Genomic DNA, 12790 nt, shown 5'->3' with positions numbered 1-12790 from the left:
AGGTCGAACTACCGAATACGCGTGAGCTCGGTGAACGACATGGTCGCGCTCGAGCCGTCAACACAGGTTTGGTAGAGCAGATCGTAGCCATGCGGGATGGCACCGGCTTTGTCGGTGGCAGCGTTCAGTACGACGGCGACCGGCCCCACCCGAAAGGTTCCGGTGACCGCCCCGGTCAGGGCGACCGTGCTGCCCTCCGCAGGAAACCAGGACCCCCCACAGGACCAGTGCTCAGCGATGACCGGTGTTCCGTAGCGGTCCCCAACGTCGACGGCGCCGCGACAGGCGTCGATCTCGTCCTGCCACCCGGCCGTCCACACGACCTCGGTGTAGTCGACCGATACCGCCGCGGTCGTCTCTGCGGCCGCGGGGGCCGGCAGCCCCGCCACTATCGTGAATGGTGACAGAGCGCCGGCGACGAGCCCGATCGTGGCCACGCTGCGCGCGAGACGGCGGCTCCGCGCACCCAGCCGTGCTCTGACCACGGCGGCCCCCTTTCGGGACAGGAGAAAGTAATGCACGAGAGGACCGTCAGTAAACATCCGCTCCACCGTTCCGACTACCCCCAGGTGGCGTAGACCGTGCGTTTGGGCGGTGCAATCTAAGGCATAGTTGGCTAGCAACCAGGAGGTGTCATGACCGCTAGTCGACGGCGTCGGCACGGCGTGCTGCGGCGCGCTGCCCTGTGGATCGCGCTCGCCTACCTGGTGGCTCTGTCTCTGATCGCCTTCTGGCCCACTCCGGTTGACCGTGGTGCGCACGAATCGATTTCCTCGGTCGTCTTCTGGCTGCACGAGCACGGGGTCCCAGCCTGGCTCGGCTACAACACGATCGAATTCGGCGCGAACATCGCGCTGTTCATTCCGGTCGGTCTGCTCATCGTGGTGCTCGCCGGCTCCCACCGGTGGTGGTTTGGTCCACTGATCGGCACCCTGGTCAGCTGCGCGATCGAGCTCGGGCAGCTCGTCTTTCTTCCCGAGCGCTTCGCGACAGTCAACGACGTCGTGGCCAACGGTCTGGGTGCCTCACTCGGCACTCTTCTTGCACTCGGCCTGCTGCGGCTCACGCTCGGGACAGCCCCCGTCATGCACCAGCGCTCAAAATAGATTGGACCGGGTCGAATCTCTCTGCTAGCTTCTCCAGAATGGACCGTCGAAAATTTCTCACTTTGTCTTCCGCTGGCGCAGCTACGCTCGGGTTTGGAGCAATAGGCGCACCCGCCGCGCTGGCGGCCACGGCCCCCGCGCTACCCAATGAGGTCTCCCGACTAGCAAATGTGCGCACCCAAAAGGGGGGCGCCCTCTACGACAACGTTGAAGTGGACATTGCCGGCGACCGGGCCCGCCTGTTCATTCCGCAGACCGTCTCACGCAATTCCACGGCGATGGTCGGTGCAGTGTGGTTCTACCATGCCGCCTCGAGCTCCCACAACGCCCTCAACGGCGGTTTCAAATATCCCGCCGAACTCGTCGTCGACCAGAACGCCATCGCCATCTGTATCAATGCCGGCGGCACCCAGTACACCAACTCCATCGCCACAACCGCTCAGAAGAACGCCTGGACCTACCTGAACGCGCTGTACACCGTCCGCCGCAATTTTCTGCGGGCCACCTCGTTCGGCGGCTCGCTCGCCTGCTACACCTACGGCAAAAAGCTCATCCCCTACATTCGCGGGCTGTACATGGTCAACGCCCTCTACGACAACGAGTGGCTGTACGCCTACGACACCCAAAACCAGGCTCACGTCGGCGATGCCTACGGCAACGACCTCACGCAGATCAAGGGCACCAATCCGGCTCGCATCAGTGCATCGCCCTGGACCAACAGCCGGGTCAAGGTTTTGGTCTCCGACGACGCCCACCCGGACAACGTCGTCATCCCCAGCAAGAATGGACTGGCGCTGATTAGTAAGATCAAGCCGGTCGCCGCGGACACCCAGGTCATGTATCACACGCTCGGCCATGATACGCCGGGGTTTGCCCACACCGACATGATGAAAACCTTTGCCCAGTGGTCGGTGTAGCGACACGCTCGCGGGTTGATTGGGTTGATGGCGCCAAGGGCATCGCCATACTTTTGGTCGCCCTCGCGCACGCCGTGCAGTGGACGGTACTCAGCGGTCTGGCGCCTGAGCTGTGGAACAAGATCAACCTGATCTTCATCGTTTTTCGGATGCCCCTGTTCTTTCTCGCCTCCGGGCTGTTCGCCGCCTCGATCATCAAGCGCAACTGGCCCACGCTCTGGCGAACCCGGCTGAGCCTGTTGATCTGGGCGCTCGTGCTGTGGACGATCCTGCGATTCGGCTATTTTTCGTTACTGCCCAACCCGGCTGGGTTTGATGAAACGAACCCGATCGATCTCCTGCTCGCGCCGGTGCGCCCGAGCAACGGGCTCTGGTTTCTCTACGCGCTCGCCCTGTTCTTTGTGGCCACCAAGTTGATGAAGGACCGCATCGACTGGCGGGTACAAATCGGCGGTGCGGCCGTGTTGTCGGTGCTGTTCTTCGCTCGGGCCGATACCGGCAACATTGCCTGGAACGGCATCGGCCGCTATTTCGTGTTCTTTTTGCTCGGTTGCTACCTGCGCGAGTGGATCCTCGCCTTCGTTAACCGACCCAGCCGCTTCGGTGCCCTCGGGTTGGGGCTCGGCTTCGGTCTGGCCTTCCTCGTTCTGGCCGGAGTCATCCTGACCGTCGATTCGAGGGTGCCCTTCATCACCGGAACCCTCGTTGTGGTGAGCCTCCTGGCACTCGGAGCGGGACTGCTCCTGGCCCGTTTCTTAGTCGAATATCGAGCCATGGCCTGGCTGACCTACATCGGCCGCAATACCTTGCCCATCTACGTTGTGCACGTTCTCGCTGTTTCTGCCATCACGAGCCTCCTGCTGCTCGCCCACGGGCAGGTGTGGCTCGAGCGCCTGGCCCCGGTTCTCCCCGTGCTGGTCGCCGGCAGCGCGGTCGCCGCCTCCCTGCTGGTGTGGCGTCTCCTGCGCGATCTGCCGGTGCTGCGCTACGCCTTCGCCGTACCAACCTGGTTCTCGGGACGCGCACCGGCCAGCGAGGCGCGAGCGGGGGCGGCGGCATCCGTTCTCGAGCACCAGCCCGAGCGGATGACGCCACGCGGCGAGTGAAATCGCGCCGCCGCACCCGCCACCGCGCGTTGGTATTTCTCACCGGCCTGGTTCTGCTCAGCCTCGGCCTCCTCGGAATAACCACCCGAACGGTCATGTTTCCGCGCGAGGATTCCGCGATCTCCGCTGACGCCATCGTCGTGCTCGGCGGACTCGGCAGCGCTGCCGTCGTGCAGAAGGCAATTGAACTCGCCCAAGCCGGACACAGCGAGCACATTCTCATCTCGGACGCGTTCGGCGGTGATACGCGCCCCGCCCACCTGTGCGCGCGGCCCACTCCCGTACCCGGCACGACGATCACGGTAGACTGTTTCACCCCATACCCCGGCAACACCCGCGGCGAAGCCGAAGCGATAGCGGCGTTCGCAACCACACAGGGCTGGAACCGGGTCATCGTGGTGACTTCGAGCTATCACGTGAGCCGGGCACGCGTGCAGGTGAGCCGCTGTTACGCCGGAACGCTGTCGGTGATCGGCGCGAGCCAGCCGATGGATCCGCTCAAGTGGGCCTACCAGATCATGTATCAGAGTGCCGGATTCGTGAAGATCTGGCTGACGCCGGATTGCTGATCCGGCCCTTTTTTCTGGCCGATGTCTGCGGCGGAGTTGACATTGAGGAAAAGTCACGTGTTATCGTTGCGGCTAATCGCATCACCAGCGCTGCGCTCACCCTGTTTTTTATTCACCGTGTATTGACCGTGTTTTACTCACTGTGCTGTATCGACAGTGCCACGACCACCCGAGGCGGCCGATGTCTGATTCCATCTTGCGGCGATTGCGAAGCGCGCCGGTCATTCTCGTTGTGCTCGCCGCCGTGTTCGTGGTGGTGGCGAGCCTACTACTGCCTCGATTCGTCGCGGGCCTCGGGATCATGGTGATTCCGTTGACCCTGCTCGCTTTCGCCGCCGTCGTAACCCTGTTCATGCTGCCGGTGCACATCCTTCCGGCGGTCGCACTCGTGACTTTTGCGCTGATTCCGGCCCGGATCCTGCCGCAGGACGGCCCGATCGGCGCCTTGCCGCTGACCACCATGATCATCGTCATCTGGGCGCTGCGACGGTTGATCCCGGCGAAAACGACATTGGGCCGCACCACTCCACCCGCGCCCTTTCGTTCAGCCACCCGCTACTTTGCCCTGCTTTTTCTGATCTGGACGCTGTTCACCCTCGCGCGAACGACCGATCTGCAGGCGAGCCTCGGTTGGACGATCAGCTTCAGCGCCGCAGTACTCCTGCCGCTGGCTATCGGCACGAGCACCAGCGAGGCCTACTGGATTCGCCGGGTGTGGCTGCTGCTCGGCGCCTGGCTGGGCGCCTACGCGGTCATCGAGGGCGTCCTGGGTGTCAACCCGATTTGGGGCACCGTGTTTCGGGCACTGGGGCTCACCGACCATCAGCACTGGTCGGTCTATCGTGCCGACGCGTCGTTTGGGCATCCGCTCTTTGCGGCTCTGTTCTTTGCCGTTGCCTGCGCCCTCGCCGTTGGCATCTGGCTGCAGGAGAATTCCAAGCCGGCCCTGGCCGCGGCCGTGTTCAGCGGACTCGGTTTGGTCGCCACGGTCTCCCGTGGAGCTCTTCTGGCCGCAGCCATCGCCGTCGGCTTCGCCTACGCCGTATCGCTCGTGCTGCGCGGCGAGAAACGGTGGGGCAAATTTGCGGTGCTCGCCGTCTTGATGGTTGTCGGCGTCGTGGGGCTGTTTCAGTTCGATGCTTTCACCGCCCGGAACAACTCCATCGAGGCCGAGCTATCTTCCCAGGCCCGCGACCTCGGCGTCTGGGTTTCGCTGCAGGCCGCAAACTTCACGGGGTGGATCGGTTCGGGACCGGGCACGTCGGGCATCACCGGGCGCCTGTTCAATGAGGTGACCATTGAGAATTCCATGCTTCAGCTGCTTATCAGCATCGGCCTGCCCGGCCTGGTGCTCTTTCTGCTCATGATCGGCTCGGCCGTGGCGCATGCCCTGTCGCGTCGAGCGGTCGGCGCGGGGGCCGCGCTGGTTGCGTACACGGTGTGCATCGCCGGGTTCAATGCGATCGACGCGCTGCGCCCGATGCACCTGCTGTTGGGCTGTCTGCTCATTCTGACCCTGAACCCGATGCGAGCGGATGCCGACGGCCGGCTCGAACCGGCCGTGCGCCGCCCAGCGACCGCGCGCCCCAAACGGGGGTATGCGCGGCTCTGACGCGTCCGTAGCGCGCACGCTACGCTAAACCGACAGATTCTCAAGTTTCGCCGGTCTTTTTTCACCGGCCCGTGAGGGGTATGGGCGTGATGACAACAGGCATGACACAGATCACCGTGTTGCAGTCGCTGAGCCCGCCCGATGGCACCACTCGGTATGTCAATCAGGTGGTTGAAGGTGCACCCGACGCGGTGACCATGCGCTTCTTCTCCTGGCGCACTGCGCTGCTGGGACGGTACGACGTGTTTCACGTCCATTGGCCGGAGCTTCTCATTCGCGCGCCGCGACCCTTGAAAGCCCGACTGCGCCGCGGTGCGCTGTACGCGCTGCTGGTACGCGCGCGCCTGCAGCGCATCCCGATTGTGCGCACCATGCACAATCTGGCGCCGCACGAGGTAGGCCACAACGCCGAAACTCGGGCGCTGAACGCCCTCGATGCCCGCACCGCCCTGGTCATCCGTCTGAACCCGACGACACCGGTCGAACCGGAGGCCCGAGCCGTCACCATTTTGCACGGCCACTATCGCGATCGCTTCAGCGGCATACCACTGCCGAATTCCGTGCCGGGGCGCATCCTCTATTTCGGGTTGATCCGACCGTATAAGGGCGTAGAGACACTGATGCGGGTGTTTCGGTCGCTGCCCGATCCCGACCTGAGGCTGCGCCTTGTGGGTCGGCCGTCGAGCGGGCTCGGCGAGATCATCACCGTCGAAGCCGCACGGGATGCGCGCATCAGCTCGGTACTGCGCTTCGTCTCCGACGCCGAGCTCGTGGTCGAGGTCGGCGGGGCCGAGCTGGTCGTGTTGCCCTACCGCGAAATGCACAATTCCGGCGTGCTGCTTGTGACGCTGTCACTCGATCGGCCGGTGCTCGTGCCATCGACACCGTCGAATCTGGCCCTGGCCGAGGAGGTCGGGGCCGACTGGATCTATCTCTACGACGGCGAGCTCACTCCCGAGATCCTGCACGGCACTCTTGAACGGATGCGCGCGGCCGGTCCGAGACCTCGCCCGCGCCTCGATGACCGGGACTGGACAACGCTCGGCCTGCAAAGCTATCGAACCTACCTGCGCGCCCTGCAGCTGACCGGACGCACGGTGCGCGCCGGGCGGAGCAGGCGTTGACCGTGACGATTCCGCCCAACGCCCCCGATACTCCGCCAGACGCAGCGACACCCGTCGCCCCGCGCTCAACGGCCGGACTCGGCCGCACCGCGGGGCGCGGGGCGTCGACGACCATGGTCGGCCAGCTCATTCGCATCGGTGTGCAGCTCGGCGGTATCGTCGTGCTCGGCCGACTGCTCGACCCGAGCGACTATGGGCTGGTCGCGTCGGTCGCCGCGATCATCGGCGTCGGCGAGGTGCTGCGCAACTTCGGCCTGTCATCGGCTGCCATCCAGGTGCGAAATCTGAGCCGACACCAGAAGAACAATCTGTTCTGGATCAACAGTCTGATCGGGCTCGCCCTCATGCTGATCGCTGCCCTGTTCAGCCCACTCATCGCTGCCCTGTACGGCGATGACCGGCTCGTTCTGCTCACCCAGGTGCTCGCCGCTACCTTCCTGCTCAACGGTCTGGCCACCCAGTTCCGTGCGGACCTCAACCGCAACTTTCATTTCCTGGCTCTGGCCGGGTCGGAGGTCGGCGCGCAGGTCGGCGGTCTCGTCGTGGGTATTGTCATGGCGGTGAACGGTTTCGGCTATTGGGCTCTCGCCGGGCAGCAGATCAGCCAGGGTATTTTCACCCTCATCATTCTGGTGCCGGTCACCAACTGGTTTCCGGGCTGGTATCACCGCAAGGCGCCCATGCGTCACTTGATCTTGTTCGGCTCGAACCTCGCCGGCACGCAGCTGCTCGGCTATGCCAGCCGCAACACCGACACGATCGTGATCGGTGCAACGCTCGGCGCGGGCCCGCTCGGCCTGTACAACCGAGCATTTCAGCTACTCTTGCTGCCGCTCAACCAGATCAATGGTCCGTCGACCCGGGTGGCCCTGCCCGTCTTGGCACGATTGCAAGACGACCAGCCCAAATACGACCGGTTCATTCTGCTGGGGCAGACCATCATGCTGCACGCTGTGACCATCGTGCTCGCCTTCTCCTGCGCCCAGGCATTGCCGATCATAAGCATCGCACTCGGCAGCCGATGGCTCGGCTCCGCCCCAATTTTTCAAATTCTCGCCATCGCCGGTTTCTTCGAAGCTGCCGCGTACGCGACCTATTGGGTGTTCTTGTCGAAGGGCGCTACCCGGCAGAACCTGTATTTTGCCCTCACCACCCGGCCGCTCCTGATCGCGTTCGTGCTGCTCGGCTCGCTCTGGGGGGTTTACGGCGTAGCCGCCGGGTACTCGTTGGGCGTCGCCCTGATCTGGCCGATCGGACTGTGGTGGATCAGCCGGGCCACGAATGCCCCGGCACGGGCAATGTTCCTGGCCGGTGTTCGCGCCATTCTCGGCTACGGATTTGTCACCGGCATCAGCTGGGCGGCCGTGCAGTGGATCCCGATCGAACTGCCGTTCGCGCGGGTGGCCCTCGGCAGCGTGGCCCTGCTCGCGGCCATCGGCGTGGTCATGCTGATCTGGCCGACCTTTCGCCGAGACGTGCGCTCGATCGCCCAGGCCCGCAGCTTTCTGCGCTCCGCGAAGTCTACGAAATCATCGTCCTCATCCAGCGAGAGCCCCACCACGACCACCGACCGCCCGTCATCGATGAACAGCGGGGCTCCTCGCCGCGCCGGCACAGCCGCACGCACGCGTCGGCGTATCCTTCGCCGGCTCGAACGAATCCTGCAGGGGCTCGCCGCGGGGTCCCCTCTCCCCTATCAGCGCGACCGAGCCGCGTTGAAACGGGCCACTGCCCGGTTGCGCCCGCTCGACCCGCACCGTGAGCGGTGGCACGTGCTCGTCGCCCCGCCCGGTGAGGGCAATATCGGCGACCAGGCCATGATCGAAGCGTTCCTCGAAAACGTGTCAGGGCCGGCTCAGGTGCTCGTGCGGCGCTCGGCCGACGTGCGCATTCCCCTGCAGCATGCCTGGCGCGCCCATCTCGTGCCGATTCCGCACCTGATCTACGGCACGGGAAAGGCACACCGGCAGTCCATGGCCCTGCTGGCGCCGGTACTCAATGGCGCCCTGTCGCTGACCGTGGTGGGGGCTGACATCATGGACGGCGCCTACAACGTGCGCGCGTCGTCGCGGCGAGCGGATGTCGCCAGCCTGGCCCGCAACGTCGGTGTCGATGCGCGCATCCTCGGCTTCAGCTGGAACGGCCACGCCAATGCCGGAGTGCGTCGGTCGCTGGCGCGAGCCGGTCGAATGGGCACCCGGTTGCAACTGCGCGACCCGATCTCAAGCGAGCGCGCCCGGGCCGATGGGTTCACCAATGTGATTGATGTGGCCGATTGTGTGTTCGCAGCTCACACCAGCTCGGCCCGCGCGGCGACCGAATACCTCGGTGCAACGCCGCCCCCGTATGCCGTTGTCAACGCGAGCGCGCTGGTCGGCCGCGGTTTCGACCAAACTACCGAGTATGCCGGCATCATCACCGCGCTGCTCGAGGCGGGGCTCCGGGTGGTGCTGTTGCCGCACGTCGTGCGCCAGAGCGGCGACGACGCAGCCGCCTGCCGGGCCGTGTTCGACCGGCTGGCCGATCAGTCCGGCGGCGCCGATTCCCGGGTCATTCTGGTCAACCGCTTGCTCGCCCCGGCCGAAGTACGCGGGCTGTGCGCCGGCGCCGACATCGTGCTGACCGGGCGCATGCACCTGGCCGTGCAGGCGATGTATCACGCGGTGCCGGCCGTGGCGCTGTCGACCCAGGGCAAGGTCGCCGGGATGATGCGACTCTTCGGCACGCAGGAGCTGTGCGTCGAGCCGGGCGCCAGGCTGGCGGAACGCATGATTCCGGTCGCTCTCGCGGTGCTGGGCGATCGTGAGCGTTATCGCGACCATCTGGCCAAGAGATTTCCGGAAGTACGGCGCTTGGCCGCCCTCAATTTTGCGTTACTGCCGACAGACACACGTGCGCACCCGCCCGTTCAGACCCCGCCTGCCGCGAGCGGAGCGCGACTGCATCCGCCTGGCCCGCCCCCGACTCCACCCAGACAAGGACCCGCATGACACTCTCCTCGCAGACCGTGCCCGACTTTCCGCGCGCCCAGTCGCCGCTGCGCCGCATCCTTTTTGTGATTCCCTCGCTGCACGGTGGCGGGGCAGAATTTGTGGCCCGGACCTGGATGGGCTGGCTCGCCGACCAGGGTTACGAGGTGCGTGTTGTGCTCACCGCCGCCGAGGTGAAGCCCGAATATCTGCCCGACGGGGTCGAGGCTCACTCGCTCTCCGGAGCGCACGGTCAGGTGCCCAAGGTCGCCGCGCTGCGCCGCCGGCTGCTCGACTGGCAACCTGATGTTGCGTTGTCCCTGCAGGCGCACCCGAATTTGCTGCTCTTGACCGCGACACGGCTGGTGCCGGTGAGGCAGCGCCCACGGGTGCTCGTGAGCGAGCGCAATCTCGTGTCGCTCGGACTGCCTGGTTCCGCTCGAGCGCACCGGGTGAAGGTTTGGCTGGCTAAGCGCCTGTATCCGTGGGCGGACCACGTGATCGCCATTTCGCATCCGGTTGCCGCAGAAATGGTGGCGGCCTTCGGGGTGCGCGGTGACCGCATCACCGTCGTGGCCAACCCGGCGACTGCGAAGCTGCGCGGCACCGCGCGCGGCAGCCAGCGCGGGCAGGGTACGACCGAGGTACACGCGCAGGGCGCTAGCGGCGAGCTGTCGGGCACGGAAATCGGAGCAACCACGACCGTGACGCGATCAGAGCGCCGCCCCGGATCGGCCGACGGCATTCAGATTGTGTTGGCCTGCCGCCTGGTCGAGCAGAAGCGTCCGCTGCTCGCTATCGCCGCCGCCGCCGAGCTGACTCGCCGTGGCGTGCCCGTGGAGGTCGTGTCGTTCGGCGGCGGTCCGCTGCTCGATGATGTGCAGGCGGCCGCCCGGCATGAAAACGTGGTCTTTCACCATCGTGGCTGGGTCGAGAACTGGTTTGACCACTTCGGCGCCAATGCCGTGGCACTGCTCACCTCCAGTCGTGAGGGCTTCGGCAATGTGCTGGTCGAGGCAGCCGCAGCCGGATACCCGGCGGTTGCCGTATCGGGGGCGCTGGGGGTAGCGGATGCGATCGTGCCCGGCATCACGGGCGAGCTCGCGCTGTCCGCGCATCCGGTCGACCTCGCCGACGCCATTCTGCGGGCGGCCGACCTGACGCTGGAGAATATCGAGCCGTGGCTGGCGCGGTTTTCGGAGGAGTCCAGCGGCGCCGACCTGGAACGGGTACTCCTTCGGGTCGTGGAGCACTCATGAAAATCTTTGCCTCGGCCATGGGCCAGGTCGACAATGTGGGCGATACCGTATTGCGGCGGGCCTTTCTGGAGGCGCTGCGCGGAGCCGGTGACCTGCAGGTGTTCGTCGGGGGGCGCGCGGATTCCTACCTGAGCGGTCTCGGCCTGCACGACGAAGACCGAGTGTTTCGCACCAGCGCCGAGTGGCGACGTGAAATTTCGCGGTCAACGCTGCGGGAAGCATCCGTTTATGCCTTCAATGCCGGGGAAATGGAGTTGCAGCGTGCCTACGCACTGCGCTACCTGCGCCTGGCTCCGCATCTCGCTCTGAATCGACTGCGCGGCGGGCATGCCGTGCACGCCGGGTTTGGCGTGCGAGAGAAGACGGGGTGGCGCCTTCCGGTGGCCGCAACCCTGCGGTTGTGCGACCTCGTAGCCTGGCGGGATGCCTATAGCCGCAGCGCGATGGGCGTTGGCCGCATCGCGCCGGACTGGGCCTTCGCAACCGGTGCGACGGATGCCGATCTGCTCGCGTCGACGCCCGATCGGCCGCTCCTGGCCGTCTCGGTGCGCTACAACGGGCGCCTTCCCGATGACACCTGGCTCACGGCCCTGCGGGGTCTGGCCGACACGCTCGGGCTCGACGTAGTGGCCGTGGCACAGATCGAACGCGATGGCCCCCTCGCCGAAAAACTCGCCGCAGAACTCGGCGGAACCGCACTGGTCTGGGACGGTCCCGACCATTTCACGCAGGAGCTGAAACTGCGCGAGGTCTACCAGCGCTCTTTGCTCGTGGTGAGCGACCGGCTGCACGCCGCGGTGATCGGGCTGACCGAGGGCGCGCTGCCACTCGTGATCGCCGACTCGGGGCACTCGAAGGCGGCTCGCACCCTCGACGCCGTGGGGATCAAGGGCACCACGATCGGTTGGACGCTGCCCGACCCCGCGGCGCTCGCACGCCGCGCCCACGATGTGATCAGCCGCCGAGAGCCGATTCTGCGCCACGTCGTCGAAGCTCGCGCCTCGCTGCGCGAACTGACCGACTCCATTCGACAGCTGACGGCATGAACGGAGCAGGAGCACCGGTCGTGAGTGTCATCGTGCCGGCCTACAACGCCGCCGATTTTCTGGAGGGCGCGATCGATCGACTGCTGCAGCAGACGCTGTGCCTGAGTTCTGCAGCGGTCGAGATCATCGTGGTCGACGACGGCTCAGTGGATGCCACGGCCACGATCGGTGCGCGAGCTGCGGCCACGCACGCGAGCGTTCACTTCTTTCGACAGGAGCAGAACGGCGGAGTGGCCCGGGCCCGCGCCCGGGCCGTTGCCGAGAGCCGGGGCGAGTTCATTTGGTTCATCGATTGTGACGACGACTGGTCCGACTCAGCGTTGGAGAAGCTCGTGGCTGCGGCCCGGTCGACGACCGCCGACGTGGTCGTCTGCGGCGCGGAGTATGTGTACCCCGGTCACCGTCGCCCACTGCCAGAGCCGGCCGACACCACACCGATCACCGGCGCGGCCGCTTTTCGACTACTGCTCGACGGCGATCTCACCGGGCATCTCTGGAACAAGCTGTTCCGTCGTGACCTGACCCGAGAGATCGAGTTCACGCCGGCGCGTGTGCACTCCGACCTCGCCATGGTCGCCCAGCTGCTTGCGGCGGCCGATCGGGTGGCCTTCATCAGCGACGTGCTCTATTCCTATCTGGTGCGCGGCGGTTCCATCATTCGTTCGGGGTCGCGCCGAGCCGAGTCGCTGCTATTGGTCGAACAAGCCGTCACGACGGCGGCGATCACCCTCGATACCCGCATCATCGGTTCGAACTCATACGGCTACTTTCGGCTGCGCTACGTTTTGCTCTCGGGGCTGAAAGATGCCCTCAGCGGCCCCTACGATGCCGAGGAACGTGACGAGATCATCACGGAGTTGCGCTCCCGACTCACCTGGCGTCTCGTGCTGCTGGCCGCGCGCCGCCGCGATTGGAAGCGACTCGCACTGGCCGGAACGGCGAAAGTGAGCCTGCCCCTGCACCGCCGGGTGCTGCGTCTCGCCGCCGAGCCGGTTAGCCGCCGGTGAGGGTACGAACCACGGCGATAGCGGTGTTCGCCTCATCGCCCGGCGTGCAACTCGGCAGCGGCTCGCCTCGATTCA

The 12790-nt window shown here is 65.7% G+C and carries 11 protein-coding genes; 10 read left to right on the top strand and 1 reads right to left on the bottom strand.

What is annotated here, in order from left to right; all coding sequences use genetic code 11:
- Positions 1–8: 8 nt before the first annotated feature.
- Positions 9–485, bottom strand: a complete 477-nt coding sequence (locus tag QMK22_RS01440; protein ID WP_283495842.1) for a hypothetical protein — start codon at positions 483–485, stop codon at positions 9–11.
- 150 nt (positions 486–635) lie between these two features.
- On the opposite strand from QMK22_RS01440, the gene QMK22_RS01435 reads away from it, so the two are divergent.
- From QMK22_RS01435 to QMK22_RS01390, 10 genes are all read left to right on the top strand, one after another.
- Positions 636–1106 (top strand): VanZ family protein, encoded by a 471-nt coding sequence (locus QMK22_RS01435; RefSeq protein ID WP_283495841.1) that lies wholly within the window; start codon positions 636–638, stop codon positions 1104–1106.
- A 170-nt stretch (positions 1107–1276) separates the two neighbouring features.
- Entirely contained in the window at positions 1277–2023 is a 747-nt protein-coding gene (locus QMK22_RS01430; protein WP_283495840.1) for a hypothetical protein, read from the top strand.
- Positions 2011–3129, top strand: coding sequence for an acyltransferase family protein (locus QMK22_RS01425; RefSeq protein WP_283495839.1), 1119 nt, complete (start codon positions 2011–2013; stop codon positions 3127–3129). The genes QMK22_RS01430 and QMK22_RS01425 overlap by 13 nt, the downstream gene beginning before the upstream one ends.
- Positions 3126–3698: a YdcF family protein gene (locus QMK22_RS01420; protein ID WP_283495838.1), complete on the top strand. Its 573-nt coding sequence runs from the start codon at positions 3126–3128 to the stop codon at positions 3696–3698. Before QMK22_RS01425 ends, QMK22_RS01420 begins: the two co-directional genes overlap by 4 nt.
- 181 nt (positions 3699–3879) lie before the next feature.
- Positions 3880–5310 (top strand): O-antigen ligase family protein, encoded by a 1431-nt coding sequence (locus tag QMK22_RS01415; protein WP_283495837.1) that lies wholly within the window; start codon positions 3880–3882, stop codon positions 5308–5310.
- Between the two features lie 101 nt (positions 5311–5411).
- Positions 5412–6434 (top strand): glycosyltransferase family protein, encoded by a 1023-nt coding sequence (locus QMK22_RS01410; protein WP_283495836.1) that lies wholly within the window; start codon positions 5412–5414, stop codon positions 6432–6434.
- Positions 6435–6436: 2 nt separating this feature from the next.
- On the top strand, positions 6437–9424 hold the full coding sequence (locus tag QMK22_RS01405; protein WP_283495835.1) for an oligosaccharide flippase family protein: 2988 nt from the start codon (positions 6437–6439) through the stop codon (positions 9422–9424).
- On the top strand, positions 9421–10662 hold the full coding sequence (locus tag QMK22_RS01400; RefSeq protein ID WP_283495834.1) for a glycosyltransferase: 1242 nt from the start codon (positions 9421–9423) through the stop codon (positions 10660–10662). Before QMK22_RS01405 ends, QMK22_RS01400 begins: the two co-directional genes overlap by 4 nt.
- Positions 10659–11708, top strand: coding sequence for a polysaccharide pyruvyl transferase family protein (locus QMK22_RS01395; protein ID WP_283495833.1), 1050 nt, complete (start codon positions 10659–10661; stop codon positions 11706–11708). The genes QMK22_RS01400 and QMK22_RS01395 overlap by 4 nt, the downstream gene beginning before the upstream one ends.
- Complete coding sequence (locus QMK22_RS01390; protein WP_283495832.1) at positions 11705–12715, top strand: glycosyltransferase family 2 protein; 1011 nt, start codon at positions 11705–11707, stop codon at positions 12713–12715. The genes QMK22_RS01395 and QMK22_RS01390 overlap by 4 nt, the downstream gene beginning before the upstream one ends.
- Positions 12716–12790 lie beyond the last annotated feature (75 nt).

The sequence above is a fragment of the Cryobacterium sp. PH29-G1 genome (assembly GCF_030063365.1).
Lineage (GTDB): Bacteria > Actinomycetota > Actinomycetes > Actinomycetales > Microbacteriaceae > Cryobacterium.
Note: the sequence above shows the minus strand (reverse complement) of the source record. Positions and strands in the feature narration are given on the sequence as shown.